General features: G+C 72.4%; 28 protein-coding genes, 1 tRNA gene and 1 pseudogene. 7 read left to right on the forward strand and 23 right to left on the reverse strand.

From position 1 onward, the window contains the following. Positions 1-77 precede the first annotated feature (77 nt). Genes GRC12_RS06725 through GRC12_RS06755 form a run of 7 tightly spaced genes read right to left on the reverse strand, consistent with a single transcriptional unit; the run spans position 78 to position 6,987 of the window. Positions 78-1,193 carry an acyl-CoA dehydrogenase family protein gene (locus GRC12_RS06725; RefSeq protein WP_208778153.1) on the reverse strand — a complete coding sequence of 372 codons (1,116 nt, stop codon included), beginning with the start codon at positions 1,191-1,193 and terminating at the stop codon, positions 78-80. Beyond that, a complete protein-coding gene (locus GRC12_RS06730; RefSeq protein ID WP_208778154.1) occupies positions 1,190-2,413 on the reverse strand; it encodes an acyl-CoA dehydrogenase family protein in 1,224 nt (407 codons plus the stop codon). The genes GRC12_RS06725 and GRC12_RS06730 overlap by 4 nt, the downstream gene beginning before the upstream one ends. Before the next feature lie 16 nt (positions 2,414-2,429). Beyond that, on the reverse strand, positions 2,430-3,578 hold the full coding sequence (locus GRC12_RS06735; RefSeq protein ID WP_208778155.1) for a thiolase family protein: 1,149 nt from the start codon (positions 3,576-3,578) through the stop codon (positions 2,430-2,432). After that, entirely contained in the window at positions 3,575-4,018 is a 444-nt protein-coding gene (locus tag GRC12_RS06740) for a Zn-ribbon domain-containing OB-fold protein (RefSeq protein WP_208778156.1), read from the reverse strand. The genes GRC12_RS06735 and GRC12_RS06740 overlap by 4 nt, the downstream gene beginning before the upstream one ends. A 1-nt stretch (position 4,019) precedes the next feature. After that, positions 4,020-4,931, reverse strand: a complete 912-nt coding sequence (locus tag GRC12_RS06745) for an SDR family oxidoreductase (protein WP_208778157.1) — start codon at positions 4,929-4,931, stop codon at positions 4,020-4,022. A 14-nt stretch (positions 4,932-4,945) separates the two neighbouring features. Further along, positions 4,946-5,665: a hypothetical protein gene (locus GRC12_RS06750; RefSeq protein ID WP_208778158.1), complete on the reverse strand. Its 720-nt coding sequence runs from the start codon at positions 5,663-5,665 to the stop codon at positions 4,946-4,948. After that, on the reverse strand, positions 5,665-6,987 hold the full coding sequence (locus GRC12_RS06755; RefSeq protein WP_208778159.1) for a phenylacetate--CoA ligase family protein: 1,323 nt from the start codon (positions 6,985-6,987) through the stop codon (positions 5,665-5,667). The genes GRC12_RS06750 and GRC12_RS06755 overlap by 1 nt, the downstream gene beginning before the upstream one ends. Positions 6,988-7,145: 158 nt before the next feature. On the opposite strand from GRC12_RS06755, the gene GRC12_RS06760 reads away from it, so the two are divergent. Genes GRC12_RS06760 through GRC12_RS06775 form a run of 4 tightly spaced genes read left to right on the forward strand, consistent with a single transcriptional unit; the run spans position 7,146 to position 12,177 of the window. Continuing rightward, positions 7,146-8,225, forward strand: a complete 1,080-nt coding sequence (locus GRC12_RS06760) for an amidohydrolase family protein (protein ID WP_208778160.1) — start codon at positions 7,146-7,148, stop codon at positions 8,223-8,225. Positions 8,226-8,248: 23 nt separating this feature from the next. After that, on the forward strand, positions 8,249-10,678 hold the full coding sequence (locus GRC12_RS06765) for a bifunctional acetate--CoA ligase family protein/GNAT family N-acetyltransferase (protein ID WP_208778161.1): 2,430 nt from the start codon (positions 8,249-8,251) through the stop codon (positions 10,676-10,678). Further along, complete coding sequence (locus GRC12_RS06770) at positions 10,675-11,649, forward strand: LLM class flavin-dependent oxidoreductase (protein ID WP_208778162.1); 975 nt, start codon at positions 10,675-10,677, stop codon at positions 11,647-11,649. The genes GRC12_RS06765 and GRC12_RS06770 overlap by 4 nt, the downstream gene beginning before the upstream one ends. A 12-nt stretch (positions 11,650-11,661) precedes the next feature. After that, the gene (locus GRC12_RS06775) at positions 11,662-12,177 is read left to right on the forward strand and encodes a PaaI family thioesterase (RefSeq protein ID WP_208778163.1); all 516 of its coding nucleotides are present in this window, start codon (positions 11,662-11,664) and stop codon (positions 12,175-12,177) included. On the opposite strand, the gene GRC12_RS06780 is transcribed toward GRC12_RS06775, so the two are convergent. From GRC12_RS06780 to GRC12_RS06830, 11 genes and pseudogenes are all read right to left on the reverse strand, one after another. After that, a complete protein-coding gene (locus GRC12_RS06780; protein ID WP_208778164.1) occupies positions 12,171-13,322 on the reverse strand; it encodes an acyl-CoA dehydrogenase family protein in 1,152 nt (383 codons plus the stop codon). The two genes, GRC12_RS06775 and GRC12_RS06780, sit on opposite strands and share 7 nt — an antisense overlap. A 149-nt stretch (positions 13,323-13,471) precedes the next feature. Then, positions 13,472-13,545, reverse strand: a tRNA-Pro gene (locus tag GRC12_RS06785). 87 nt (positions 13,546-13,632) lie between these two features. Next, a complete protein-coding gene (locus GRC12_RS06790) occupies positions 13,633-13,992 on the reverse strand; it encodes an MmcQ/YjbR family DNA-binding protein (protein ID WP_208778165.1) in 360 nt (119 codons plus the stop codon). Between the two features lie 46 nt (positions 13,993-14,038). Next, positions 14,039-14,575 carry a GNAT family N-acetyltransferase gene (locus GRC12_RS06795; protein ID WP_208778166.1) on the reverse strand — a complete coding sequence of 179 codons (537 nt, stop codon included), beginning with the start codon at positions 14,573-14,575 and terminating at the stop codon, positions 14,039-14,041. Continuing rightward, positions 14,572-15,153 carry a helix-turn-helix domain-containing protein gene (locus GRC12_RS06800; protein ID WP_208778167.1) on the reverse strand — a complete coding sequence of 194 codons (582 nt, stop codon included), beginning with the start codon at positions 15,151-15,153 and terminating at the stop codon, positions 14,572-14,574. Before GRC12_RS06800 ends, GRC12_RS06795 begins: the two co-directional genes overlap by 4 nt. A gap of 52 nt (positions 15,154-15,205) precedes the next feature. After that, positions 15,206-16,128 (reverse strand): annotated as a pseudogene (locus GRC12_RS06805) (LysR family transcriptional regulator). Positions 16,129-16,168: 40 nt separating this feature from the next. Then, on the reverse strand, positions 16,169-17,362 hold the full coding sequence (locus GRC12_RS06810) for a glycine C-acetyltransferase (RefSeq protein WP_208778180.1): 1,194 nt from the start codon (positions 17,360-17,362) through the stop codon (positions 16,169-16,171). A 77-nt stretch (positions 17,363-17,439) separates the two neighbouring features. Further along, positions 17,440-18,468, reverse strand: a complete 1,029-nt coding sequence (tdh, locus tag GRC12_RS06815) for an L-threonine 3-dehydrogenase (RefSeq protein ID WP_208778168.1) — start codon at positions 18,466-18,468, stop codon at positions 17,440-17,442. Positions 18,469-18,614: 146 nt separating this feature from the next. After that, positions 18,615-19,031 carry a YybH family protein gene (locus tag GRC12_RS06820; RefSeq protein WP_208778169.1) on the reverse strand — a complete coding sequence of 139 codons (417 nt, stop codon included), beginning with the start codon at positions 19,029-19,031 and terminating at the stop codon, positions 18,615-18,617. A gap of 32 nt (positions 19,032-19,063) precedes the next feature. After that, positions 19,064-19,777, reverse strand: a complete 714-nt coding sequence (locus tag GRC12_RS06825) for an SDR family NAD(P)-dependent oxidoreductase (RefSeq protein ID WP_208778170.1) — start codon at positions 19,775-19,777, stop codon at positions 19,064-19,066. A gap of 129 nt (positions 19,778-19,906) precedes the next feature. Continuing rightward, entirely contained in the window at positions 19,907-20,845 is a 939-nt protein-coding gene (locus GRC12_RS06830; RefSeq protein ID WP_208778171.1) for a LysR family transcriptional regulator, read from the reverse strand. 109 nt (positions 20,846-20,954) lie between these two features. Here GRC12_RS06830 and GRC12_RS06835 point away from each other — a divergent pair, with 109 nt between their 5' ends. Genes GRC12_RS06835 through GRC12_RS06845 form a run of 3 tightly spaced genes read left to right on the forward strand, consistent with a single transcriptional unit; the run spans position 20,955 to position 23,093 of the window. Continuing rightward, positions 20,955-21,257 (forward strand): muconolactone Delta-isomerase family protein, encoded by a 303-nt coding sequence (locus GRC12_RS06835; RefSeq protein ID WP_208778172.1) that lies wholly within the window; start codon positions 20,955-20,957, stop codon positions 21,255-21,257. Positions 21,258-21,313: 56 nt separating this feature from the next. Then, the gene (locus GRC12_RS06840) at positions 21,314-22,474 is read left to right on the forward strand and encodes a YbfB/YjiJ family MFS transporter (RefSeq protein ID WP_208778181.1); all 1,161 of its coding nucleotides are present in this window, start codon (positions 21,314-21,316) and stop codon (positions 22,472-22,474) included. Positions 22,475-22,487: 13 nt separating this feature from the next. Then, positions 22,488-23,093, forward strand: coding sequence for a GPP34 family phosphoprotein (locus tag GRC12_RS06845; RefSeq protein ID WP_208778173.1), 606 nt, complete (start codon positions 22,488-22,490; stop codon positions 23,091-23,093). 78 nt (positions 23,094-23,171) lie between these two features. Here GRC12_RS06845 and GRC12_RS06850 read toward each other — a convergent pair whose 3' ends face one another. Genes GRC12_RS06850 through GRC12_RS06870 form a run of 5 tightly spaced genes read right to left on the reverse strand, consistent with a single transcriptional unit; the run spans position 23,172 to position 25,802 of the window. Then, the gene (locus tag GRC12_RS06850; RefSeq protein WP_208778174.1) at positions 23,172-23,771 is read right to left on the reverse strand and encodes a TetR/AcrR family transcriptional regulator; all 600 of its coding nucleotides are present in this window, start codon (positions 23,769-23,771) and stop codon (positions 23,172-23,174) included. Between the two features lie 52 nt (positions 23,772-23,823). Beyond that, positions 23,824-24,405 carry a GAF domain-containing protein gene (locus tag GRC12_RS06855; protein ID WP_208778175.1) on the reverse strand — a complete coding sequence of 194 codons (582 nt, stop codon included), beginning with the start codon at positions 24,403-24,405 and terminating at the stop codon, positions 23,824-23,826. Further along, positions 24,402-25,016: a GTP-binding protein gene (locus GRC12_RS06860; protein WP_133042107.1), complete on the reverse strand. Its 615-nt coding sequence runs from the start codon at positions 25,014-25,016 to the stop codon at positions 24,402-24,404. The genes GRC12_RS06855 and GRC12_RS06860 overlap by 4 nt, the downstream gene beginning before the upstream one ends. Beyond that, on the reverse strand, positions 24,994-25,365 hold the full coding sequence (locus GRC12_RS06865) for a DUF742 domain-containing protein (protein ID WP_208778176.1): 372 nt from the start codon (positions 25,363-25,365) through the stop codon (positions 24,994-24,996). Before GRC12_RS06865 ends, GRC12_RS06860 begins: the two co-directional genes overlap by 23 nt. A gap of 2 nt (positions 25,366-25,367) precedes the next feature. Then, entirely contained in the window at positions 25,368-25,802 is a 435-nt protein-coding gene (locus GRC12_RS06870) for a roadblock/LC7 domain-containing protein (RefSeq protein ID WP_208778177.1), read from the reverse strand. Positions 25,803-25,861 lie beyond the last annotated feature (59 nt).

Raw genomic sequence — 25,861 nt, forward strand, 5'->3', positions numbered from 1 at the left:
ACGAAGGCTATGCGACGGGGCGTCGAGAAGGCCCCGGGGACGTCCGAAGCCCCGGGGCCCTCTCGACGGCTCGGTCGTCAGATGCCGAGCCGGTCCAGGAGGCGTTCGTGGTAGATCGCCGGTCCGCCGAAGAGCAGTTGGGAGGACTTCGCCCGGCGGAAGTACAGATGCGCCGGGTGTTCCCAGGTGAAGCCGATGCCGCCGTGGACCTGGATGTTCTCCATGGCGGCGACCATGTACGCCTTGGAGCAGATCGCGTGGGCGACCGCCGAGGCCACGGGGAAGTCGGCGGAGCCCTCGGCGGCCAGCAGCGCGGCCTCCCGTGACGCGGCCTCGGCCAGTTCGACCTGGACCAGCATGTCCGCGCACTTGTGCTTGACCGCCTGGAAGGAGCCGATCGGCCGGCCGAACTGGTGCCGGGTACGGGCGTACTCCGCGCTCATCTCCAGGCACCGCCGCGCCCCGCCCGCCTGCTCCGCGGCCAGCCCCACCGACGCCATGTCCAGGACCCGGGCCATGACGCGCCCGCCCGCACCGTCCGTGCCCACGAGCACCGCGGGCACGGCGTCGAACGTCAGCCGGGCCATGGCCCTGGTGGCGTCCAGGGTGGGGAGCGGCTCCGCGGACAGACCCGTCGCCGACCGGTCGACCGCGAACAGGGACGGACCGGCGACCGTGCGGGCGACGACCAGGACCAGGTCCGCCGTGGTGCCGTCGATCACGAAGCACTTGCGGCCGGTCAGCCGCCATCCGCCGTCCCCGTCGGACCGGGCGCGCACGGTGATCAGGGCGGGGTCCCAGGAGCCGTCGTCCTCGGCGACGGCGAGGGTGGCCGTGGTGCGGCCGGCGGCGATGCCCGGCAGGTGGCGTGCGCAGGCGTCCCGGTCGCCGGAGGCGAGCAGCGCCTGGGCGGCCAGCAGCACGGTGGAGAAGAAGGGCGCGCAGAACAGGGCGCGGCCCATCTCCTCCAGGACCACGCCGAGTTCGACGAGGCCGAACCCGTCGCCGCCGTACTCCTCGGGGATGGCCAGCCCCGGCAGCCGTAGCTGGTCGGACGCCTGGGCCCACACCTCGGGGTCGAAGCGCGGCTCGCTTTCCATGAGCTTGCGCACGGCCTCTTCCGGTGACTTGGCCTCCATGAACTCCCTCACGGAGGACCGGAGTTCCTTCAGCCCGCTGTCGTCGGTGATCATGCGCGTGCCTCCTTCGGCAGGCCGAGGACACGTTCCGCGAGGATGTTCTTCATGATCTCCTCGGTGCCGCCGAGGATGCGCAACGCCGGGGTGGCCAGCAGGAGTTCGGCCCAGGAGTACGTCCCCCAGCGGCCGGTGTCGGCGATGATGCGCGGGCCGAGGCACTCGGACACGAAGTGGGCGGCGCGGGTGAGGTTCTGACCGTACATCAGCTTGGCGACGGACCTCTCGGGGCCGGGTGCGGTACCCGCTCGCAGGGTGCGCTGGGCGCGGGTGTTGAGGTAGCGGGTGGCCATGGCGTCGACGAGCAGTTCGGCGAGGCGTGCGCGCAGGGCGCGGTCGTCCCAGGTCCAGGTCGCGCGCATGAGCGCCGAGAGGTGGTCCGGGGACAGGGCGGCGGCCACCGGTCCCGCGCCCTCGCTGCCGACGGTGTCGCGCTCGTTCATCAGGGTGGTCAGGGCGACCGTCCAGCCGCCGTCGACCTCGCCGAGACGGTGGTCGTCGGGGATGCGGACGTCGGTGAGGAAGACCTCGTTGAAGTCGGTGCCGCCGGTCATCTGCCGCAGGGGCCGCACCTCGACGCCCGGGGCGTCCATGGGGACGAGGAAGGCCGTGATGCCGCGGTGCTTGGGGGCGTCGGGGTTGGTCCGGGTCAGCGCGAGGCCGATCTGGCTGTGGTGGGCGACCGAGGTCCACACCTTCTGCCCGTTCAGCACCCACTCCTCGCCCTCGCGGACGGCCCGGGTCGCCACGCTCGCCAGGTCGGACCCGGCGCCGGGCTCGCTGAACAGCTGGCAGGCGATGGCGTCGCCCCGGTACATCGCGGGCAGCCAGCGTTCCTTGATGTGCGGTTGGGCGTGGGCGAGGATCGTCGGCCCGATCATGCCGAGTCCGACCACGCCGAGCACGCCGGTGTCCGGGACGTCGTACTCGGACTCGACGGACGCGTAGAGCAGTTCGTGGACGGGGGTCAGGCCCCGGCCGCCGTACTCGGGCGGGCCGGTGATCCAGCCGAAGCCGTTCTCGTGGCGGACGCGCTGCCAGGCGCGGGCCCGCCGCACGTGCTCCGCCTCCTCCTCGGGCGGGAGGCTGCTGAAGTAGGCCATCGAGTCGTCGCCCTCGCCCCAGGCGACGGTGGCGCGGTCGGGGGCCTTCCGCGCGTGCGTGTCGAGGAAGCGGCGCGCCTCGGCGGCGAAGTCCTGCGGGTCGTCGGATGTCATCGCGTTCGCTCCGCTGTCAGGTCGACAGGATCGTCACTGCCGACGCGCCCGGCGCGCCGTACAGGTGGGTGTAGCCGACGCGGGGGGTGCCGGGGATCTGCCGGGTCCCGGCGGTGCCGCGCAGTTGGAGGACGATCTCGTGGATCTGGCGCAGTCCGGAGGCGCCGATCGGTTCCCCGTTGCCGAGCAGGCCGCCGTCGGTGTTGACGGGGATCCGGCCGCCGATCTCGGTCGCGCCCTCGGCGACGAGACGTTCCTGTTCGCCGTCCTTGCACAGCCCGTTCTCGGCCATGTGGATGATCTCCGACCCGGCGTCGGTGTCCTGCAGTTGGGCGACGTCGACGTCCTCCGGGCCGATGCCCGCCAGCTCGTAGGCCGCCCGGGAGGCGTCCACGGTCGGGCTGTCGACCGGCTCACCGACCGGGAACGACGGGCTCTGCACCTCGAAGGCGCCGAGCCGGCGGCTGCGCAGGGCGGTGGAACGGACCCTTACCGGTTTCCCGGTGTACCGGTGGGCCTGGTCGGCGCGGCACAGCACGAGCGCCGCGGCGCCCTCGTTGGGGCCGCAGTACATGAACTGGCGCAGGGGGTAGTTGAGGACCGGTGAGGCGAGAACCTCCTCCGGGGTGAGGGGAGTCCGGCGCCAGGCCTTGTCGTTCGCGGCCGCGTTGCGGAAGTTCTTCGAGGCCACGCGGGCCAGCGTCTCGTGGGAGATGCCGTGCTCGTGCATATAGCGGTTGATCTTCATGCCGAAGAAGTGCGTGGTGAGGAAGAGCCCGGTCTGCCCGTACCAGGAGGGGATGCCCGCCACGGAGGGATCGGCCGCGAAGGCGCCGCGCGGGTGCTTGTCCAGGCCGATCGCGACGGTCAGGTCGTGCTCGCCGGTCTCGATGGCGCGGGCGGCCAGCGCGAGGGCCGTACCGGCCGTGGCGCACCCGTTGAACACTCCGCGCAGCGGGACGCCGGTCAGGCCGAGGCGGCCCACGATGGCGTCCGGGTTGGCGACCTCGTAGCTGCCGATGTAACCGCCCTGGATCTGCGGCCAGTTCACGCCGGCGTCGGCGAGCGCGAGCCGTACCGCGTCCGCGCCCATGTCGAGTGCCGGCTTGCCGGGGAAGCGGCCGAAGGGGTGGAGTCCGACTCCGATGATGACGGCCTCGGTCACGGTGTCTCCTCCTCGGCCGGGGCGAACGCGAACGTGACGACCTCGGTGCCGTCGTCCTGGACGGTGTAGGGCACGAGCGTGAGCCGCATGGGCTGCCCGATGCGCAGCTTGCCGGGGTCGGGTTCGGTCAGGCGTGCCTCCACCAGCAGCTCGCCGGGGAGTTCGACGTAACCGACCGCGTAGGGCTCGAAGCTGTCGGGGCCGTCGTACGGCGGGGACGGCGGACGGAAGTTCTGGGTGGTGTACGTCCACAGCGTGCCGCGGCCGGCGAGCAGCCGGCGCTTCGAGTCCGTGCTCGCGCACCGCACACAGTCCGGGGCGGCCGGGAAGCTGACCAGGCCGCAGTCCGCGCACTCGGAGCCGATGAGCCGGGGCGGGTCGTCGGGGCCGGCGGGCCAGGTGAAGAGGTCCTCGGCGACCGGGGTCTGCGTCGTCGTCATCTCACGCCCCGTTCCGGTTGCCGAGCGCGTCGGCGTTGGGGGCGGCCTTGGCGACCAGGTTCGGGACGACCGAGGACAGGTCCTCGGGTGTCCAGCGGGTCTCGGCGCTCACGGCGGGGCCGTTGACCCAGCCCTCCAGCACGGTGATGCGGTTGCCGACGACGCCGAAGACCCGGCCGGTGACCTCGCGGGAGGCCGCCGAGCCCAGCCACACCACGAGCGGCGAGATGGCCTCCGGGGTGAGGTCCTGGCTCTCGGCGGCCTGCCGCATCATCTCGATGTCCTCGGTCAGCCGGGTGAGCGCGGTCGGCGCGATGGCGTTCACCGTGACGCCGTAACGGGCGAGTTCGGCGGCGGCGATGATCGTGAGGCTCGCGATGCCGGCCTTGGCCGAGCCGTAGTTGGACTGTCCGGGGTTGCCGAAGACGCCGGACGGCGAGGTCGTGTTGATGACCCGGGCGTCGTTGGCGTGACCGGCCTTGGCCCTCTCGCGCCAGTACGCGGCCGCGTGGTGCAGGGTGGCGAAGCTGCCCTTGAGATGGACGGCGAGCACGCTGTCCCAGTCCTGCTCGGTCATCGACACGATCATCCGGTCGCGCAGGATGCCGGCGTTGTTGACCAGGACGTCCAGGCCGCCGTAGGTGTCCACGGCGTGCCGGACGAGGTGGCCGGCGCCGTCCCAGGTGGAGATGTCGTCGGTGTTGGCGACGGCCTCACCGCCCGCCGCGACGATCTCGTCCACCACGGCCTGCGCGGGACCGGCCGAGGCTCCGGCGCCGTCGCGCCCGCCGCCGAGGTCGTTGACCACGACCCTGGCCCCGTGCGCGGCGAAGGCCAGGGCATGGGCCCGGCCGATGCCGTTTCCGGCTCCGGTGACGACCACGACTCGGCCGTCGACCACTTCTTCGGACATCCTCAACTCCTCGATCAGGACGGCTTGTTGGCCTCGGCGAGCAGCACGCGCGGGTCCTCGCTGCCGCAGCCGCACCGGCCGGGGACGACCCTGCCCGCGATGCCGAGCGGGGTCTCGGGCAGGTGCGATGTGCGCTGCTCCCCCGCGGCCACGAACAGCTGCCCGTCGCGGTCGCCCACCCGCCATTCGGCGCCGTTGACATGCGCGCCGCCGCGCTCGGGGCACTCCAGGGCGAGGGCGGGTCCGACGGGCGTGAGCAGACAGGCGGACACGCCCACCGCCCGCAGCACGGGCACGGCGGCCGGCCGGGCCAGCACCACCGGTGTCGCCCGGAACATCTCGCCGATGTCGGCGCCCCCGGCGAGGCCCTCCAGGGTCTCGGCGGACAGTCCGATCACGGCGTGCGGGCGCAGCTCGCGGTGGAAGACGGAGGTACGGCGGTGGTCCCAGCCCATCGCCTCGGCGATGCCGTACGTCACCTTCAGGGCGCGCAGGGCGCCGATCACGGCGTGGCCCCAGAAGCCCTCGAAGCCGGACGCGGTCAGCAGGGCGCGCTGTCCGGGGGCGAGGCCGTGATCGCGCAGGCGGGCGGTGGCCCAGTCGGTGTCCCGGGCGAGTTCGGCCCGGGTCAGCCCGGTCTCCCGGGTGCCCCCGGCGGCCGAGAAGCGCACCACGTAGGCGAGTTCGGGCCGGTCGAGCTCCCTCGCCCGGGCCAGGGTGTCGGCGCGGGCCATCAGCTCTTCACCACCCGGGGGAACTTGGCGACGCTGGTCATGGTCTTCAACAGGTCCTCCTCGGGGCGCAGGTCGAGCACCGGTTTGACCCCGGTGCGTTCGCGCACGGCCTCGGTCAGCCGGCCGGACAGGGCGTCGACGTCGCCGGTGAGCGAGGGGTCGTAGCCGACGCGCAGCCGCAGTTCGTCGACCTCGCGGCTCTCGCGGACGATCTGGAAGACCCCGGCGACGGTCTCCGGCTGGTCCTCGACCGCCTGCCAGACGTCCCGCAGCACCACGGACCGCCCCCGCACCAGCGTCTCGTCCCCGCGTCGTCCGGCCACCCACATCCGGGCGTGGGTACGGCCGCAGCCGCAGGTGTCGCCGGACAGCCGGACCAGGTCCTCGCTGCGGTAACGGATCAGCGGGGCGGCCCGGTTGTCCAGGTCGGTGGCGACCAGTTCGCCGAGCTCGCCCTCGGGGACGTCACGCCAGCCGTCCTCGGTCACCTCGACGCACTCCGCGAAGACGGTGTCCTCCCAGAGGTGGAAGCCGTCGTGCTCGCGGCACTCCCAGGCGGTGCCGGTGTCGGCGGCGCTGGTGTACTCGTAGACGTCGATGCCCCAGTCGTGGCGGATGCGCTCGCGCATGCGGCGGCTCAGCGGCTGCCCGGCGCAGGAAGCGCCCTTGAGGGAGGAGAAGGCCTCCTTCAGGTCCGTCTTCTCCGCCAGGTGCTCCAGCTCCACCATCTGCGGATACATCATCTGCAGATAGGCCGGCCGGTAGGTGCGCAGCGCCTCGACGACCTCGTGCATCTTCCCCATCCAGGTGTCCACCTCGATCACCACGGCGCCGAGCGCCTGGTAGCCGGGGTCCATCAGGTTGCGGAAGGTGCCGGGCGGACTCAGCACCCGGTCGCCGGGGCGGAGGCCGAGTTCCCACAGGTCCCGCACCTGGGCGGTGACCAGCGGCGGGGCGTCCTGCCAGATCTCGGCGAAGAACTCCGGGTCGCCGGTGGTGCCCGAGCTGGAGGACACCGAGGTCAGCTCCTCGGGCGGCACGCACAGCAGACCGCCGAAGGGGTCGCCGGTGCGGGCCCGGTAGGCGCGCACCATGTCCTTGGTGATGAACGGGACGCGTGCCCGGAAGTCCTCCAGGGACCTGACGTCCCGCGGGTGAACCCTGTGCGCGTCCCACAGCTCGCGGTAGAAGGCCGAGCCCGCGTAGGCGTACTCGACGAGCTCCAGGACCCGTTCCTCCTGCCGTGCCCGCAGTTCCTCGCGGGGCATGGTCTCCACCTGGGGCTCGAAGTACCTGTCAGCGGTGTCCCTGTCACCGGCCATGGCGCCTCCTCGCGGCTCAGTGCCCAGATCTTGCAGCTATTAGCGCAATCAGTCAACTATTTCGACGGATTCAACCGGAACGTCGGCGCCGCCTTCCCTTCGGCGCCCCATACACCTAAAATCGCTAACTGATTACATCCATTGTGTCGAGGAGTGTCATGACGAAGATCTGGGTCAACTCCGGGGACTCCCATGTGATGGAACCCGCCGACGTGTGGACCGAGCGGCTGCCCGCGCGGCTCGGCGCCCGGGCCCCGCGCAGCGAGCGCGGGGAGAAGTACGAGATGCTCTACATCGACGGCGAGCGCATCGACCGCCAGCTCGGCGACTTCATGGACGCCATGCGCCCGCCGGGCGCCTGGGACCTGAAGGTCCGGCTGAAGGACCTCGACCAGGAGGGCGTCTGGTCCCAACTCGCCTTCCCCTCCATGGGGTTCTGGCTGGTGTCGATCACCGACCGGGAGCTGGCCCGGGAGACCGTGCGCGCCTGGAACGACTGGGCGTACGACGAGATCCTCAGCAAGAACAAGCGAGTGATCACCACCGCCTGCGTCTCGACGGCGGACATCGGCGACGCGGTCACCGAGCTGGAGCGGGCGGCCGAGATGGGCTTCAAGGCCGTCTTCCTGCCCTGCTCGACCCGGGAGGGCGAGGAGTACGCCCTCGACCGCTGGGAACCGCTGTGGACCGCGGCCGAGCGGGCGGGCATGGTGCTCGGCTTCCACATCGGCACCGGCGGCCAGAACGTCGTCTTCCGCGGGCCCGGCGGCGCGGTCGTCAACTACATGGAGACGACCTACCCGGGCATGCGGGTGGTCTCCCACCTGGTCGCGGGCGGCGCCCTCGACCGCCACCCGGACCTGAAGATCCTCATCGCGGAGGGCGGCGCGGGCTGGGTGCCGGCCATCGGCGACCGCATGGACGAGGCCTACCGCCAGCACGGCATGTTCGTCCGGCCGAAGCTGAGCCGGCTGCCCAGCGAGATCATCCGGCAGCAGGTGTACGCGTCCTTCCAGCACGACAAGAGCTCGGTGGAGATCGTCGAGTCGACCGGCTACCGCAACGTGATGTGGGGCGACGACTACCCCCACCTGGAGGGCACCTACGGCCACACCCAGGCCACGCTGCACGACCTGTTCGACGGCGTGCCGGACGACGTCCGCGACCGTGTCACGCGCGGCACCTTCAACGAACTCTTCGGCCTGCCGGACCCGACCCCCCAGGAGGCGGCCGTCTGACCGGCGCCGGCGACGGGACACCGGTGAGCACTCCCCCGTACCCCTCGTACCCGGACGACCTGGAGCGGCCCGGGCTGGTCAGGACCGGGCGGTCGACCTTCGTGAGGCCCATCCGGCCCGAGGACTCCGACCGTCTGGTCGCCTTCGTGGGCGGCCTCTCCCGGGCGACCCTGGCCTACCGCTCCCTGGGCCCGGTGGTCCGGGCCCGCGACGACGTCATCCGGCGCGGCGCCCACGTGGACTACCTCAACGAGCTGGCCCTCGTCGCGCTGGCCGGCGACGAGATCGCCGGCCTGGTGCGGTATGTCCGCGACCCCGCAGAACCGGAGCACGCCGAGGTCACGTTCACCATCCGGGACGACCACCAGAGCGAGGGGTTCGGCCGGCTGCTCCTGGAGCACATCGCGGCCGCCGCGCGCGCCCGCGGCATCCGGGTGCTGGAGGCCGACGTCCTCGCCGACAACACCCGGATGATCAACGTCTTCCTCGGCTCCGGCTACCGGGTGGAGGCCGGACCGCCCGGCCAGATCATCCACTTCGAGATCGCCGTCGACCCGCAGGCCCAGGCCGTCGCACGAGCCGAACGCCGCGAACACACAGCCGTACGACGCTCCCTGCGGCCCCTGCTCGAACCACGCTCGGTCGCCGTGATCGGCGCCAACCGCCGCCCCCTGACGATCGGCCACGAGATCGTGGCCAACCTGCTGCGGGGCGGCTTCGACGGCGGCGTCTTCCCGGTCAACCCGCGGGCGGAGCGGATCGCCGGGGTGCGGGCCTACGCCGGCGTGCGGGACCTTCCCGAGCCGCCGGATCTGGCGCTGGTGGCCGTACGCGCGGAGGCCGTGCCCGAGGTCGTACGGGAATGCGCCGAGGCCGGGGTCAGGGCGGTGGTCGTCGTCTCGACCGGTTTCGGGGAGACCGGGACCGAGGGACGCTCCGCCGAGCTGGAGCTGGCCCGCTTCGCCCGCGCCTCCGGGATGCGCCTGGTGGGCCCCAACTGCATGGGCGTGCTCAACACGACGCCCGCCGCGCGGCTGGCCGCGACCTTCTCGCCCGCCCTGCCGGCGCCCGGCCGGGTGGCGATGTCCAGCCAGTCCGGGCCGCTGGGGCTCGCGGTCCTCGACCACGCCCGGCGGCTGCGGCTCGGTTTCTCCGGCTTCGTGTCGGTGGGCCACGCCGTGGACGTCTCCACCGACGAACTGCTCCAGTGGTGGGAGGAGGACGCGGCGACCTCGGTGATCCTGCTGCACGTGGAGACGTTCGGCGATCCTCGCCGGTTTGCCCGCGTCGCCCGCCGGGTCGCCCCGCGCAAGCCGATCGTCGCCGTCCACCCGGGCCCCGCCGACTCGGTGGCGAGTTCGCTGTTCGCCCAGTCCGGGGTGATCCGCACCAGCAGTCTCCAGGAGCTGTTCGACGTCGCGCTGCTGCTCGCCCACCAGCCTCCGCCGCCCGGCGACCGGGTCGCGGTGATCACCAACGCGGGCGGCCCCGCGGCCCTGACGGTCGGTGCGTGCACGGCGAACGGTCTGCGCGTACCCCCGCTCGGTGAGCGCACCCGGCAGGCGCTCCGCGCGTCTCTCGCGCCCCACGCCGAGGTCGCCAACCCGATCGACCTGACCCCCATGGCCACCGCCGCGCACTACCGTCGGGCGCTGGAGGCGGCCCTGGCGGACGACGGCGTCGACGCGGCGGTCGTCCTGTTCATGCCGCCGCTCGCGGACAAGCCGGACGAGGTGGCGGCCGCCATCCTCGACGCGGCGGCGACCGCCCCGGACAAGCCGGTGGTGACGAGCTTCCTGGGTGGAGCGGGGGTCGCCGACCTGCTCCACCGGGACGAACTCGTCGTCCCCACCTACACCTTCCCCGAGGCGGCGGCCGCCTCGCTCGGGCACGCGGCGGCCTACCAGGCCTGGCGCAGCACCCCCGCGGGCGTCGTCCCGGACCTCGCGGGAGTCGACGCCGAGCGCGCCCGGTCACTCGTCGCCCCCTGCGCCGCCGGCCCGGTCGCGGACGCGGTCGCCGTGGAGTTGCTGGCCGCGTACGGGATCGCCGTTCGGGATGTACCGCCGGGCCAGGGTCCGGACGCGTTCCTCTCCGTCGGCGCGGACCCGGTCTTCGGGCCGGTGGTCTCCTTCGGGCTCACCGGGGACTACGCCGACCTCATGGCGGACGTGGCGCACCGCGTCACCCCGCTCAGCGACCGCGACGCCCGGGAGATGGTCCGCTCGCTGCGCGCGGCCCCGCTGCTGGACGGCCGGGCGGGCGGGCCCGGGGTGGACCTCGCGGCCCTGGAGGAGACCGTCCTGCGGGTCTCGGCGATGGTCGACGACCTCCCCCGCATCGAGGCCCTGCAATTGCGTCCGGTACGGCTGCTGCCGCCCGGGCACGGGGTCGCCGTCACGCACGCGGCGATCCGACTCGCGGACGACACCCCAGGAGGCGGTCCGGCGTGAAGGTGGGCATCTACTTCGACCTGCGCAACCCGCCGCCCTGGCGGCAGAGCTGGTCCCGGGTCTACGGGTTCGCCCTGGAGATGTGCGAGGAGGCGGACCGGCTGGGCCTCGACTCCGTCTGGTTCTCCGAACACCACGGCTTCGAGGACGGGTATCTCCCCCAGCCGCTCACCATGGCGGCGGCGGCCGCGGCCCGTACCCGCCGGGTGCGGCTGGGCACCGCGGTCGTCCCGGCGCCCCTGCACGCGGCCCCCGAGATCGCCGAGCAGGCGGCGGTCGTGGACATCATCAGCGACGGCCGGCTGGACCTCGGCCTGGGCACCGGCTACCGAGTGCCCGAGTACCGGCTGTTCGGCGCCGACCTCGCCAGGCGCTACACCACGACCGACCAGCGGGTGCGGGAGATCCGCGGCCTGTGGGCCGAGTCCCTGGTCACCCCGGGTCCCCTCCAGGACCCGCTGCCCATCTGGCTCGGCTACCAGGGCCCGCAGGGCGCCCGGCGGGCCGGCCGGCTCGGCACGGGGCTGCTGTCCCTGAACCCCGCCCTGCTGGCGCCGTACCGGGAGGGCCTCGCCGAGAGCGGGTACGAGGCCTCGGTGGCCCGCATGCAGGGTTCGTTCACCACGTTCGTCACCGAGGACCCCGAGGGGGACTGGCCGGTGGTGCGCGGACATCTGGCGTACCAGTGGGACAGCTACCGCCGGTACATGGTGGAGGGGACGGACCGGCCCGTGCCGCGCCCCATCGACCCGGAGAAGTGGCGGGAGACCGGGCTGAGCGCGAGCGGCGTCGGACAGTTCCTGTACGGCACCCCGCAGCAGACCGCCGAGGCGATCACGGCGTACGTGGCAGGGTTGCCGGTGGAAGGGGTGTTCCTGTGGGCCTCGCTGGCCGGGATGCCCGAGGAGATGGTGGCCCGCCAGGTCCAGCTCATCGCCGGGAAGCTGCGTCCGCTGCTCGCGGACGTGTGACAGGAGGAACGGATGGGGAACACGACGGGGACCTGGGCGGGTGCGGACTTCCAGGAGCCGCCCCGTAGCCCCGGCGGGGTCGCGCTGTGCGGGGCGTGCCGGGGTTCCGGTTCCTGCCGGCTGGGCGTGCGGCACGAACGTCTCGACGACGACGGTGTGGCGTGGTTCGAACTGGCCTGCCCGCGTGACCAGGAGGGCGGCCCCGATGTGGCGCACGGCGGCTGGACGGCGGCCGTGCTGGACGACTGCCTCGGTCATCTCCCGCTGCTGCACCGGGTGTTGAGCGTGACGGCGGAACTGACCGTGAGCTTCGTCAAGCCCGTGCCGGTGCAGCGGCCGCTGGAGGTCAGGGCCTGGGTGGAGCGGCGCGAGGGCTCACGCTGGTACATCAGCGGCGAGATGGTCCTGCTGCCGGCCCGGGCCGTGCTGGCCCGGGCCTCCGGGATCTGGGTGACCCGTGACCGGGGCCATTTCGCCCGGCACGAGCAGTGGCTGGCCGGGCAGGACGCGGCCGGGGGTGGTCAGTAGGACCGCAGCCCCATGCTGCGGGCGATCCCGTTGCGCTGGATCTGGCTGGTCCCCCCGGAGATGGTGGCGACGATCGACTCGCGGTAGCGGAAGCTCATCACGCTCTCGGTGGAGAAGCCGTGCCCCGCGCAGACCTGCATGCCGAGCCGGGCGGCCGCCACATAGGTCTCCGAACCCTTCAGCTTCGCCATCGAGCCCTCGCGGGTGCACGGCTTGCCCTGGGCGAGCAGCCAGGCCGCCCGGTAGGCGAGCAGCCGGGCGGAGTCGATCTCGGTCTGCAGGTCGGCCATGGCGTGGGCGAGGGACTGGAAGGTGCCGATGGGGCGGCCGAAGGCGTGGCGGGTGCGGGCGTACTCCAGCATCTCGTCCAGGGTGGACTGGGCGGCCCCCAGATAGCCGCCGGTGATGATCACCTTCTCCAGTTCGATGTTGGAGAGCATCACCTTCCAGCCGTCGTCGCGCGGGCCGACGAGGTTCTCCTTGGGGACGCGGACGTCGTTGAAGAAGACCTCGTTGGTGCCGAGGATGTGCCGGGCGAGCGTGGGGGTGCGGCGGACCTCGACGCCCTGGGTCGCCGGGTCGACGAGCAGCAGGCTGATGCCGCCGTGCTTCGGCTCGCGGGGGCCGGTGCGCACGTAGGTGGCGATGGTGGTGTCGGGCAGTCCGGCGCCCGTGCACCACGCCTTCTGCCCGCGCACCAGGAAGTGCTCACCCCGGTCCTCGGCGGTGGTGCGCAGGGCGGCCGCGTCGGAGCCGCTGTCGGGCTCGCTGAGGCCGACAGCGAGCCGGTGGCGGCCGGTCATGACCTGCTCGCGGATGAACTCGCGCTGCGCCTCGCTGCCCCATCGGAAGACGGTGATCCCGGGGATGAGCACGCCGATGTAGCACATGGCCACGTCGAAGCTGGCCCGCCCCAGTTCCTCGGCGATCAGCACGAGCTCCAGCGGCCCGCCCCCGTCGCCGCCCTCCTCCTCGCTGAACGGGAGGGCGAACCACCCCATGTCGGCCATCCCGCGGAACAGCTCGGGCGGTACGGCCCCCTCCTCGTCCCACCGCTTGGCCCGTTCGGCCGGGCACACGTCGGCGACGAACTGCCGTGCCGTCGCGCGCAACAGGTCCTGCTCGTCGGTCAGCCCGAAGTCCACGGCCACTCCTCGCCACCCAGTCGCCCATTTATCTATCTAATTATTCTATGTTAGCGGATAGGGGGGCGGCTGAGCCGGTCCGAGGAGTCTTTTAGGGAAAACGCAACCAGCGGGTCTGCCATAGTCGGCAAACCCGCTGGTGAACACCGTCGGGACGACAGGATTTGAACCTGCGACCCCTTGACCCCCAGTCAAGTGCGCTACCAAGCTGCGCCACGTCCCGGTGTCTGTCTGACCTGGGGTTTCCCCTGGCCGGACGCGTTAGGAAACCATACCGCACTCCGGCCGTTGATCGCGCACGGCTTTTGTCTCAGTCACCGGCCGGCAGCCCCAGCCCGGGGTAGGCCTCCAGCAGTCGGGTGGGGGCCGCCTGGCGCCAGGAGTCGGCGAGGATGTCCCGCAGCTCCCCCTCGTCCTCCAGCGCGGCGAGGCGGACCCGCACCCAGGCGAACTGCGCCTCGTGATCGGCGATCCAGAACTTCTCCGGCTCCGCCAGCACCAGCTCGTCGCGCTCCTCCTTGGGGCAGCGCACGGCGATGGACGTCTCGTCCTCGGGCAGCGTGGCGAACATCTTCCCCGCTACCCGGAACGTGGGCATGCTCCAGGCGACCTTCTCCGCCGTGTCCGGCAGGGCAAGGGCGATACGGCGTACGTCTTCGGCATCCTGCATGCCCCGCACGGTAGCGGCTGCCACTGACAACCACCTGGTGAGGAGGTCAGCCGTCGGTTCCTCCGTGGGCGGCGAGCCGCTTGTAGTAGATCGTCGTCGGGCGCAGGACACCGTCGGGGCCGGCCGCGTAGTCCGGTATCGCGCCGACGCGGGTCCACCCGGCCGTGTCGTAGAGCCGCTCGGCGAGGCTGTCGGTCTCGGTGTCGAGGTGCAGCAGGGTGATCCCCGCCGCGGCCGCCGCGGACTCGGCGGTGGTCAGGAGCGCACGGCCGAGACCCTGTCCGCGGGCGTCCCGGTGCACCATCAGCTTGACCAGTTCGGCGCGGTGCCGGCTGTTGGGCTTGTCCGGGAAGGCCAGGCTGACGGTGCCGAGCGTGCGCCCGCCGTCCCGCGCCGCCCACACCGCGAGCCGCCCGGCCGCCACGTCGGCCACGCGCTCCTTCCACCAGGCGAGGGCCTGCGCGCGGTCCAGCGGCGCGAGGAAGCCGACCGAGGCTCCGCCGTCGACGGTGTCGACCAGCAGGTCGGCCAACTCCTCCACGCGCGCGTGCAGTTCGGTCACGTCCAGTCGCTCCGCCCTCACGGCAGCACCACCGCCAGCGCGTACCGGACCTCCTCGGAACCGGCGCACCTGAACCGCGTCGGACCCCACACCCGCAGCCGCAGACAGTCCCCGGTGCCGAGCCGGTGCTCCACGTCCTGCGCCGTGACCTCCAGCGCCCCCTCCAGGACCCAGATGTGCTGTTCGAGACCGGCCACCGGCGGCCGGTCGTAGGCGATGTCGGCGCCCGCCGCGAGCCGCCCCTCGACGAGCTCGCCGCGCAGCCCGGCGTGCGGCGGTGACACCGAGCGCCGTACGAAACCGGAGGCGCGGTCCTCCCACACCGGCTGCTCGGCGGCGGGCACCAGCAGCGCGGGCTCCGCCTCGACCTCGCTGAGCAGCCGGGACATGGTCCGGCCGTAGACATGACACAGGCGGTTCAGGAGCGCGGCGGTCGGGCTGATCTCCGCCCGCTCGGCCCGGGACAGCGTCGACCTGCTGATCCCGCTGCGCTCCGCCAAATCCCCCAGCGACCAGCCCCGTTCGGCCCGCAGCTCGGCGAGCCGCGCGGCGAGCCGGGCGTCCACCGGGTCCGGGGCGACCTCGTCGATGCTTCTCATATCCGGGACGCTATCCCGAATATGAGACACGCGTGTTACGGAAGGCTCACAGCTACGCCGTCTCTCCCGGAGCGTCCGGCCCCGCCGCCTCCCCCAGGGCGTCCAGCACCGGCCGGATCAGCGGATGCTCCTCGGCGCCCCGGCGCACCGCCGCGAAGACCCGCCGGGTCGGCGCGACCCCGTCCACGGGCGGACTACCACTCCGGCCAGGTCCATGCCCTGCAGCGCCGACCTAGGCACGAGCGCCACCCCGGCGTCGGCCGCGGCGAGGGCGACGACGGCGCGGAAGTCGTCCGAGGAGTGCTCCAGCCGGGGCTGGAAGCCGGCCGTCTCGCAGGCGAGGACGACCACGTCGTGGCAGGGGTTGCCGGGGTAGGGGCCGATCCAGGGGTCCTTGGCCAGGTCGGCCAGCGGGATCTCGGCGGCCCCGGCCAGGCGGTGGCTGACCGGCACCACCGCATCGAAGGGCTCCGCGTACAGCGGGACGTGCGCGAGGCGGGGGTCGTCGGCCGGCGGGGCCCCGCGGTACTCCACGGCGACGGCGACGTCCACCTGCCGGTCCAGGACCATCGGGAGGCTGGCGTCTCCCTCGGCGTCCTGGACGCGCAGGCGGATGCCGGGCGCGGTGACGGCGAGGCGTGCCACGGCCGGCGCCACGACCTGGGCGATGCCGGTCGCGAAGGAGGCGACGGTGACCGTACCGGCGGCGCCCGAGCCGTACGCGGCGAGCTCGGCCTCCGCGCGCTCCAGCTGGGCGAGCACGGCGTTGGTGTGGCTGAGCAGGATCTCACCGGCCGGGGTGAGCCGTACGCCCTTGGCGCCGCGCTCGACCAGGCGGTGGCCGGTCTCCTGCTCCAGGGCGGTGAGCTGCTGGGAGACCGCGGAGGGCGTCAGATACAGCGCGGCGGCAGCCGCCGTCACCGTGCGGTGGTCGGCCACCGCACGGAGGATGTGGAGCCGCCGCGCTTCGATCATGGGATCGATTATCGCAATATGTCCCGGGCGGCCGAGCCGGTCAGCCCTCCAGCTCGGCCCGGGCCGCCACGAAGGCGTCCACGGCGCGGTTCACGTCGTCCGTCGAGTGCGCGGCGGACAACTGGACGCGGATGCGGGCCTTGCCCTGCGGCACCACCGGGTAGGAGAAGCCGATCACGTACACGCCCCGCTCCAGCAGCAGCTCCGCCAGCCGGGCCGCCTTCGCCGCGTCACCGATCATCACGGGCGCGATCGGGTGGTCACCCGGGAGGATCTCGAAGCCTTCCTCGGTCATACGGCGGCGGAAGAGCGCGGTGTTCTCGGTGAGGTGGACGCGCAGGTCGTCCGCCGCCTCCAGCAGGTCGAGCACCTTCAGGGACGCGGCGGCGATCACCGGGGCCAGCGTGTTGGAGAAGAGGTACGGCCGGGAGCGCTGGCGCAGCAGGGCGACGATCTCGGCGCGGGCGGCCACGTAGCCGCCGGAGGCGCCGCCGAGGGCCTTGCCGAGGGTGCCGGTGACGATATCGACGCGGTCCATGACCCCGTGCAGCTCGGGGGTGCCGCGACCGCCGGGGCCGACGAAGCCGACGGCGTGCGAGTCGTCGACCATGACCATGGCGTCGTAGCGGTCGGCGAGGTCGCAGATCTCGCGCAGGGGTGCCACGTAGCCGTCCATGGAGAAGACGCCGTCGGTGACGATCAGCTTGCGCCGCGCACCGGCCGCCTCCTTCAACTGCCGCTCCAGATCGGCCATGTCGCGGCTGGCGTAACGGAAGCGGCGGGCCTTGGACAGGCGGATGCCGTCGATGATCGAGGCGTGGTTGAGGGCGTCGGAGATCACCGCGTCCTCGGCGTCCAGCAGGGTTTCGAAGACGCCGCCGTTGGCGTCGAAGCAGGAGGAGTACAGGATCGTGTCCTCCTGGCCGAGGAACGCCGACAGCCGCGCCTCCAGCTCCTTGTGGACCTCCTGCGTGCCGCAGATGAAGCGGACGGAGGCCATGCCGTAGCCCCAGCGGTCCAGGGCCTCGTGGGCGGCGGCGATCACCTCGGGGTGGTCGGCGAGGCCCAGGTAGTTGTTGGCGCAGAAGTTGAGGACCTCGCCGGGCCGGCCGCCCGCGGTCACGTTCACGGTCGCGGACTGCGGGGTGCCGATCACCCGCTCGGGCTTGTGCAGACCGGCGGCGCGGATCTCGTCGAGGGTGGCGCGCAGGTCGTCGCGCACGGAGTCGAACATCATCAGTCCCTAAAGAGGTTCAGTCCCTGAGGAGGTCGGGGCGGTCGGAGGAAGGTCAGAGGGAGGCCAGAGGGAGGTCAGACGGTCCAGTCCAGGATGACCTTGCCGCCGCGGCCGCTCGCCGCGTCGGCGAAGGCTTCCTCGAAGTCGCGGTGGCCGTACCGGCCGGTGATCACGGGGGCGAGGTCGAGGCCGCCCTCCAACAGCACCGACATCGCGTACCAGGTCTCGAACATCTCCCGGCCGTAGATGCCCTTGAGGGTGATCATCGAGGTGACGATCCGGGCCCAGTCGACGGGGAACTCCTCGGCGGGCAGGCCGAGCATGGCGATACGGCCACCGTGCGTCATGTTGGCGATCATGTCCCGCAGCGCCTCGGGCCGTCCGGACATCTCCAGACCGATGTCGAAGCCCTCGCGCAGGCCGAGCTCCCGCTGTCCGTCGGCGATGGCGGCCCGCGACACGTTCAGCGCCAGGCTCACGCCGATCTTGCGGGCCAGTTCCAGCCGCTCCTCGCTGACGTCGGTGACGACGACGTTGCGGGCGCCCGCGTGCCGGGCGACGGCGGCGGCCATGAGGCCGATCGGCCCGGCGCCGGTGATCAGCACGTCCTCGCCGACCAGCGGGAAGGACAGCGCGGTGTGCACGGCGTTGCCGAACGGGTCGAAGATCGCCGCGACATCGAGGTCCACGGGCACCCGGTGGACCCACACGTTGGCGGCCGGCAGGGCGACGTACTCCGCGAAGGCCCCGTCGCGGCCGACGCCGAGCCCGACCGTGGCCCGGCACAGATGGCGCCGCCCGGCCAGGCAGTTGCGGCACTTGCCGCAGACCAGGTGGCCCTCGCCGCTGACCCGGTCACCGGGCTTGATGTCCGCGATGTCGCGTCCGGTCTCCACGACCTCGCCGACGAACTCGTGGCCCACGATCAGGGGAGTACGGATCGCCTGCTGCGCCCAGCCGTCCCAGGACCGGATGTGCAGGTCGGTGCCGCAGATGCCGGTGCGGAGCACCTTGATGAGGACGTCACCGGGTCCGACGGCGGGCTCCGGGACGTCCGCGAGCCACAGACCGGGCTCCGCCTTCTGCTTGACCAGCGCCTTCACGCCATGGCTCCTGTGCTCGGGAACCCGGACGCGGGCACGCCGAAGCGGGCCCGCGTCCGGGGAGGGGGGTGGAATCACCTGCAATCTGCCGCACCGGACCACCGCCGGTCCATCGAGGTTTTCTTAAGCCGCGCCGCAGCCTGGCTTCACGCCTCCTCGTCGAGGCGGGAGACCTGGTAGTGGGCGAGGTACCACTCCTCGCCCACCCGGGTCGCCAGGACCGCCAGTTTGACCTTCACCGCGGGCCGGTCGCGGAAGGAGAACTCGACGTCCAGGTAGCCCAGGACGAGGTTCCCGGCAAGGCGTCTGGTCTCCAGGACGCGGTACTCCGCCGTCATGCCGAGCGGCTGGGAGGCGTAGTAGTCGGCGACTCCCCGCCGTCCGACGCTGTAGGGGTGCAGCCCCTGGAAGATCGCGTCCTCGGTGAAAAGGTCGGCGACGCGCTCGTACTGATGGGCGTCCACCGCGGCCTTCCAGCGGTCGAGGACGTCACGCAGGACCGTCTCGTTGTCGGTCGGATCGATGTCGGTCGGATCGATGTCGGTCGGATCGTTGTCGGTCATGTCGGCTCCTCGGCGAGTCATGCGACAGTGTGTCAGTGTCCGGCGCTCATGCCGCCGTCGACGTGCAGGATCTCGCCGGTGACGAACGGCGCCTGCTCCAGGAAGAGCACCGCGTCGACGATGTCGCCCACTTCGCCCATCCGGCCCACCGGGTGCAGGGCGGCGAGGAAGTCATGGGTCTCCTCCGCGTGCATGGGGGTCTTGATGGTGCCGGGCGAGACGGCGTTGACGCGGACGCCGCGGGTGGCGTACTCGATGGCGAGTGACTTGGTCGCCGACTGCAGACCGCCCTTGGTCAGCGAGGCGAGGACGGAGGGGACCCGGGAGTCCGCCGCGTCGACGAGGCTGGTGGTGACGCTGACGACATGGCCGCCGCCCTGGGCGAGCAGGTGCGGCAGGGCCCGCTGGGTGAGGTGGAAGAAGCCGGCGGTGTTGATGCCCGTCACGGTGGCGTAGTCCTCGGCCGTGTAGTCGGCGAAGGGCTTGGCGACGAAGACGCCCGCGTTGTTGACCACGGTGTCGATCCGGCCGAAGCGCTCGAGCGCGGCGGTGACGACCCGCTCGGCGGTCGCCGGGTCGGCGATGTCTCCCCGCACCGCGAGGACGTCGGCGTCGTCGGCGGGGGCGATGGTGCGCGAGGTGGCGACGACGGCGTACCCGAGCTTGCGGTAGCCCTCGACGAGGGCGGCGCCGATGCCCTGCGAGGCGCCGGTGACGATCGCGACCTTCTGCTGCGGAGTGCTCATGATGACCTTCTCGGTAGTGGATGACCGGTTACTAGCCGACCGGTCGACTATTTGGAAGGTAGGGCGGACCGTACGGCGACGGAAGGACCGGCTGTCTACCGCATGGGAGGACCGGCCTCTCAGCGCAGGTCAGCCCGCAAGCGCGTGCGGATCGTCGGCGGGCAGCCACGCGTCCGGGGCGTGGATACCGAGGTCACCGACGCCCTCGCACAGGGCGTCGACGGTGGCGAGGACGCCGGCCCGGTCCTCGTGCTCGCGCCAGACCAGGGACCACGTCCAGTACACCTTCGGCGCGACGATCTCGCGCCGCACCAGGTCGGGCGGGAGCGGAGTGGTCTGTCCCTTGGGCGAGTTGACGATCGGCCGGCGGCAGCGGCGGACGTGGTCGAAGAAGGCGGGTCCGGTGATCGCCCCGTCGGAGATGCGCACGGCGCCGGCACCGGTGGCAGCCGCCAGCTCCTCCGCGTAGACGTTCCAGGACGCCCACGAGGTGACGTCCTCGTCGATGAGGACATCGGTGTTCCGCGCCGCAACGTCGGGCGCGTTCACGCTGTCACCGCCCTTGGCGACGGCGTACAGCCGGTCGGCGCCGATCAGCCGGGCGCGCAGCCCGAGCCGCTCGAGGTCCCCGGCGCTCACCCAGCACACGGCGAGGTCCAGGCTGCCGTCGGCGACCCGGGAGGCCTGGGTGTGGGACGGCGCGACCCAGGCGTCGAGGTGCACCCGGGCCACCGCGGCGGTACGTGAACTCAGGTCCGGCGGAAGCCAGTTGACGTACCCGAGCCGCACCGACTGCGAGCCGGAGAGCCGGCCCGCCCGGCGCTTGAGGTCGTCCGCCCGCTCCAGTAGGGCGCGGGTGTGCGGGAGCAGGGCGGCGCCGGCCGGGGTGAGGGAGACCGAGCGCCGGTCCCGGTCGAACAGCCGTACTCCCAGGCCCCGTTCGAGCGCCTTGATCTGCTGGGAGAGCGAGGGGCCCGCGATGAGCAGGCGGTCGGCGGCCCGGCCGAAGTTCAGCTCCTCGGCGACGGCGACGAAGTACCGCAGCTGACGCAGTTCCACCCGCGCCATGCTACGCGGCGCTGGGAGGCCGCGCCTCACAGCAGCGAGGAAGCCGGTCGTGGCGTCGACCCAGGTGGCGGGCGCATGCTGGGCTCATCACCGACGAACGGAGCACGTCATGCGAGAGTTCCTGGTCGAGATCACCACCACCGTCCCCGAGGGCACCGGTCAGGACGAGGTCGACCGGCGGCGGGCCGCCGAGGCGGTCCGCGCCAAGGAGCTGGCCGCCACCGGTCATCTGGCCCGACTGTGGCGTCCCGTGGGCGAGTTGCGCAGCATCGGCGTGTGGCGGGCCGCGGACGAGGAGGAGTTGCACGAGAAGGTGCTCGGCACCCTGCCGCTGCGCCCGTGGATGACTCTCACCGTCACCCCGCTCGAGTCCCACCCCAACGACCCGGGCACGGCCCGGGACGCGGAGTGAGCACGGCGTCCCCCTGGAGCCATGTCGTCCGGGCCGCCGCCGCGCTCGCGGCCGGGATGGGCGTCGGACGCTTCGTCTACACCCCGATCCTGCCCCTGATGCACGGCCAGGCCGGGCTCTCGGCCGCCGCCGGTGCGCATCTGGCGACCGCCAACTACGCCGGCTATCTCATCGGCGCCCTCGCGGGCATCCTGGCCCCGGCGCTGATCCGCTCGCAGTCCGTCCTGCGGGGCTCGCTGCTCCTGCTGACCGCGACGCTCGCCGCGATGCCCCTCACGCACACCACCCTGGCGTGGGAGGCGCTGCGGCTGTCAGCCGGGGCGGCGAGCGCCCTGGTCTTCGTCGTCGCGGCCGGCTCCCTCCTCCACCACCTGCGCGATCACCCCGCGCACCTGCCCGGCTGGGCCTTCGGCGGAGTGGGCGCCGGTATCGCGCTGTCGGGGCTGCTGGTCCTGGTGCTCCGGACCGTCGCCGACTGGCGGGCCGCCTGGTGGGCGGCCGCCGCCCTCACGGCGGTCCTCGCCGGCGCCTCCTGGAACCTGCGGCCGGAGGACGCGCCCGCCGCGCGGACGGCCGCTGCCGCGGGCGGCCCGCGCACGCACCGCTGGTTCGGCGCGCTGTTCGTCAGCTACACGCTGGAGGGCGTCGGCTACATCGTCGCCGGGACCTTCCTGGTGGCGGCGATCGCACAGGGCTCCCCCGGATGGGTCGGCAGCGGCGCATGGGTGCTGGTGGGGCTGGCCGCCGTACCGTCCTCGGCGCTGTGGGCGCGGCTGGGGCGGCGCTGGTCCCGGCCCGGTCTGCTGCTGGCCGCGCTCGTCGTCCAGGCCGCCGGCATCGCGCTGCCCGCGCTGGTCGGCGGTACGGCGGTGGCACTGGCGTCGGCCGTGCTGTTCGGCGCCACCTTCCTGGGCGTGAGCACCCTGGCCCTGGCCGCGGGGGCCCACCTGCGCTTCCCGCGCTCGGTGGCCCTGCTGACCGCCGGATACTCCGTCGGCCAGATCCTCGGCCCGCTGCTCGTCGCCCCGCTGCTGCACCACGGCTACCGGCCCGCCCTGCTGCCGGCCGCCCTGGTGGTCCTCGCCGCGGCCGTGGCCGCCGCCGTGCTGCGGATCGGCTTCCCGCACCACATGGTCGTAGAAGGACACACAGCAGCCTCGGGGCGGCGAGAATCGTGCAAGGACGCGGACGCTCTCGCCGCGCACTCGGCCAACTGACGTGGAGTCGCTCATGACCACCGCACGGGACCTCGCGATCGTCGCCCTCAAGGCGGCACCGGACCGGCCCGTCGAGCAGGGCGACCTGTCGCTCGCGCTCGCGGGAGCCGAGGTGTTCGACCTCATCGAGGCCAAGGCGCTCGTCCTGGACGGTGACCGGATCCTGCCGAGCGCCCAGGCGTCCACCGGTGACCGGCTGCTGGACGAGGCCGCCGGGACGCTCGTACGGCAGGAGCCGTACGAGTCGGTCGAGGACTGGCTGTGGCGCCGGGGCCGCGGACTGTCCTCGGCGTACGTCGAGGACTTCGAACGGATCGGGCTGACCGCCCGGCCGCGCGGCCAGCGGATTCCGCTGCGCTCCTCCCGCACCGAGCTGGTCGACTCGGCGGCCCGGCGTGAGGCGGAGGACCGCTGGGCGGCGGGCGAACCGATCCTCGCCGCCCTGGCGGCCGCGGCCGGGATCCGGGACGAACCCGCCGAGGACGCGGAGGCCCTCGCCGGCGAGACGGTCACGACGGTCCTGGCCGCCGTCGGCGACGCGGTGATGGAACTGGAGGCCGTACGCCAGCGCAAGGCGATCGAGGACGCCGCGTTCGACAACGTGTGGCGGGGTTACTAGCGGTACCTGGCGCCGTCCGCCGCAGTTCGGTGGCGCCGCGGACGACCGACGGCGCATCCGGCACCTCCGGCGGAGCGCTCAGGCGGCCGTCGCGCCGAGCAGGGCGCGGCAGTTGTCCCAGAGGGGGGTCAGGCGGGCCGTGTCGTTGTACAGCTTGGCGAACATCACCTGGCCCTCCAGCTGGGCCACCAGCGCCCGCGCGGCCTCGCGGGTGTCGGTGGCGCTCACGTCGCCGCGCCGCCGCGCCTCGGCGATCACCGACTCGACCAGGTCGACCTGCGCCTCGAAGATCTCCTGCAGGCGCAGGCGGACCGCCTCGGTCTGGTTGCTCAGCTCCAGGGTGAGGTTCCCGAACAGACAGCCGGACACGGTGCCGCATCCGTCCTGGACGGCGCGCTGGCCGGCCTCCGTCTCCTCGAACAGCCGCCGCAGCCGCTCCAGGGGCTTCCCCGCGCCGCCCAGCACACGCTCCCAGTCGCGTCGCTGGGCCGCCCAGTGCTCGTCCACGACGGCGAGCGCCAGGGACTCCTTGGACTCGAAGAAGTAGTAGAAACTGCCCTTCGGCACCCCGGCCGCCTTGCAGATCTCGGCCACCCCCAGCGCCGAGTAACCGCGTCCCTCGATCAGCGACCGCGCGGCCCCGAGGATCTTCTGCTTGGCGTCACTGGTACGTCCCATACCGCGAGAATACGGCAGTACTAGACCGGTCGGCTAGCGATCGCGGCGCGCCTCACAGCAGCGGCAGTCCGTCGGCCTCACGCCGTTCCAGCCAGGCCACGAGCTCCGCCGCCGAGGACTTGATGGTCTCCAGACCGGGTCTGCCCCATGGCCGTGGCGCGACGTCGGCCACGCACAGCGTGCCGAGCGTCATCCCTGTGCTGTCGATGAGCGGGGCGCCGAGATAGGAGCGGATGCCGAACTCGTCAACCATCGGATTGCCCGCGAACCGGGGGTAGTCGCAGACGTCCTCCAGCACCAGCGCCTTGCGCCGGACCACCACATGGGGGCAGAAGCCGTGATCGCGGGCGAGTTCACGGCCCAGGACGGGTGTCGTGCCGTCGAGCCTCACGAACGGCGGTGCCACGTCCGGCAGATGCAGGCCCGCGAAGAACTGCCGGTGCTGGTCGATGAAGTTGACCATGGCGTACGGCGCCCCGGTGAGCCCGGCGAGCCGGCCGGCATAGGCGTCGAGATCGGGGTCCGGGCGTTCGCCCAGGCCGAGTTGGCCGAGGCGCAGGGTGCGGGCGGGGGCCTCCTTGTCCTCCGGGGTGAGCAGCAGACGACCGGCCGGACGCGCGGGGTCGTACCTCATGGGCGGTCACTGGAGACGTGGGCGCCGTGGCTCGGCGCGGGGGCCGGGGCGTGCGCGATCAGATGCCGTACGAGCGTCAGCAAGGTCTGGACCCCCGAGCTGGAGATACGGGCGTCGCACCGCACCACCGGGATCTCCGGCGGCAGGTCGATGGCGGCACGGACCTCCTCGGGGTCGTAGCGGTAGGAGCCGTCGAACTCGTTGATGGCGACGATGAAGCCCAGGCCGCGCTGCTCGAAGAAGTCCACCGCGGCGAAGCACTCCTCCAGGCGCCGGGTGTCGGCGAGGATGACCGCGCCGAGCGCGCCCTCGGAGAGTTCGTCCCACATGAACCAGAACCGCTCCTGGCCCGGCGTGCCGAACAGGTAGAGCACGTGTTCCGGATCGAGGGTGATGCGGCCGAAGTCCATGGCCACCGTCGTCTCGACCTTGTTCTCGATCCCGTCGAGACGGTCGGTCGCGGCGCTGACCGTGGTGAGCAGCTCCTCCGTGCTCAACGGCGCGATCTCGCTGACCGCGCCCACGAAGGTCGTCTTGCCGACCCCGAAACCGCCCGCGACCAGGATTTTCAGTGCGGTCGGGAAGGGGTCAGAGCTGTCGTCGTAGTCCATCGAGCACTGCCTCCAGAAGGGCCCGGTCAGTCGGGTTGTGGTGGAACTCGGGGGGCTTGGTGGTCAGCGCCCCGCAGTCGACGAGGTCCGACAGCAGCACCTTGGTGACCACCGCCGGCAGCTTGAGATGGGCGGCGACCTCGGCGACCGACACGGGCGCGCGGCACAGGTCGAGCGCCTGCTGGTGCTCGGGGCCGAGGTAGCCGAGGGGCGTGGCCCCGGTGGCCATCACGTGCGACAGGAGGTCGAGGGCGATGCTCGGCCGGGTGCGGCCGTTGCTGACCGTGAAGGGGCGCACCAGCCGTCCGGCCGCGTCGTCGAGCCAGGGCCCGTCGCCGGCCGTCGCCACGCTCAAGGCCTCATCGCCGGGGGTTCGACGGCGTGCTGCCGGGGTGCGGTGGCCAGGTACGGGCGGACGCTCTTGACCAGCATCGCCATCTCGTAGCCGAGGACCGCCGCGTCGGCCTCGCGGCCGGCCAGCACGGCGAGACAGGTGCCGGAGCCGGCGGTAGTGACGAACAGCAGGGTCGCGTCGAGCTCCACGACGACCTGACGGACTTCGCCGCCGTCGCCGAAGCGCACCCCGGCGCTGCGGCCGAGGGAGTACAGGCCGGAGGCCAGCGCGGCCATGTGGTCGGCGCTGTCCGCGTCGAGGCCGTGGACCGACTTCACGAGCCCGTCGCAGGACAGGAGAACCGCACTGGTGGTGTGCGGTACGCGCTGCACGAGGCCGCTCATCAGCCAGTCGAGATCGGATACATGACCGGTCGGCGCATCGCTCGCCATGGTGGATCGACTCCTTGGGGTACGAAGGTCTGCGGGAGCGGCGGGGGTGAGTACGGGGG

The organism is Streptomyces griseorubiginosus (assembly GCF_017614965.1).
Classification (GTDB): Bacteria; Actinomycetota; Actinomycetes; order Streptomycetales; family Streptomycetaceae; genus Streptomyces; species Streptomyces griseorubiginosus_B.

Coding starts and splice junctions, on each gene's coding strand:
- GRC12_RS06725 (WP_208778153.1), bottom strand. CDS start 1,193: ATGATCACCGACGACAGCGGGCTGAAGGAACTCCGGTCCTCCGTGAGG.
- GRC12_RS06730 (WP_208778154.1), bottom strand. CDS start 2,413: ATGACATCCGACGACCCGCAGGACTTCGCCGCCGAGGCGCGCCGCTTC.
- GRC12_RS06740 (WP_208778156.1), bottom strand. CDS start 4,018: ATGACGACGACGCAGACCCCGGTCGCCGAGGACCTCTTCACCTGGCCC.
- GRC12_RS06745 (WP_208778157.1), bottom strand. CDS start 4,931: ATGTCCGAAGAAGTGGTCGACGGCCGAGTCGTGGTCGTCACCGGAGCC.
- GRC12_RS06750 (WP_208778158.1), bottom strand. CDS start 5,665: ATGGCCCGCGCCGACACCCTGGCCCGGGCGAGGGAGCTCGACCGGCCC.
- GRC12_RS06755 (WP_208778159.1), bottom strand. CDS start 6,987: ATGGCCGGTGACAGGGACACCGCTGACAGGTACTTCGAGCCCCAGGTG.
- GRC12_RS06760 (WP_208778160.1), top strand. CDS start 7,146: ATGACGAAGATCTGGGTCAACTCCGGGGACTCCCATGTGATGGAACCC.
- GRC12_RS06775 (WP_208778163.1), top strand. CDS start 11,662: ATGGGGAACACGACGGGGACCTGGGCGGGTGCGGACTTCCAGGAGCCG.
- GRC12_RS06790 (WP_208778165.1), bottom strand. CDS start 13,992: ATGCAGGATGCCGAAGACGTACGCCGTATCGCCCTTGCCCTGCCGGAC.
- GRC12_RS06800 (WP_208778167.1), bottom strand. CDS start 15,153: ATGAGAAGCATCGACGAGGTCGCCCCGGACCCGGTGGACGCCCGGCTC.
- GRC12_RS06810 (WP_208778180.1), bottom strand. CDS start 17,362: ATGTTCGACTCCGTGCGCGACGACCTGCGCGCCACCCTCGACGAGATC.
- GRC12_RS06820 (WP_208778169.1), bottom strand. CDS start 19,031: ATGACCGACAACGATCCGACCGACATCGATCCGACCGACATCGATCCG.
- GRC12_RS06825 (WP_208778170.1), bottom strand. CDS start 19,777: ATGAGCACTCCGCAGCAGAAGGTCGCGATCGTCACCGGCGCCTCGCAG.
- GRC12_RS06830 (WP_208778171.1), bottom strand. CDS start 20,845: ATGGCGCGGGTGGAACTGCGTCAGCTGCGGTACTTCGTCGCCGTCGCC.
- GRC12_RS06835 (WP_208778172.1), top strand. CDS start 20,955: ATGCGAGAGTTCCTGGTCGAGATCACCACCACCGTCCCCGAGGGCACC.
- GRC12_RS06840 (WP_208778181.1), top strand. CDS start 21,314: ATGGGCGTCGGACGCTTCGTCTACACCCCGATCCTGCCCCTGATGCAC.
- GRC12_RS06845 (WP_208778173.1), top strand. CDS start 22,488: ATGACCACCGCACGGGACCTCGCGATCGTCGCCCTCAAGGCGGCACCG.
- GRC12_RS06850 (WP_208778174.1), bottom strand. CDS start 23,771: ATGGGACGTACCAGTGACGCCAAGCAGAAGATCCTCGGGGCCGCGCGG.
- GRC12_RS06855 (WP_208778175.1), bottom strand. CDS start 24,405: ATGAGGTACGACCCCGCGCGTCCGGCCGGTCGTCTGCTGCTCACCCCG.
- GRC12_RS06860 (WP_133042107.1), bottom strand. CDS start 25,016: ATGGACTACGACGACAGCTCTGACCCCTTCCCGACCGCACTGAAAATC.
- GRC12_RS06870 (WP_208778177.1), bottom strand. CDS start 25,802: ATGGCGAGCGATGCGCCGACCGGTCATGTATCCGATCTCGACTGGCTG.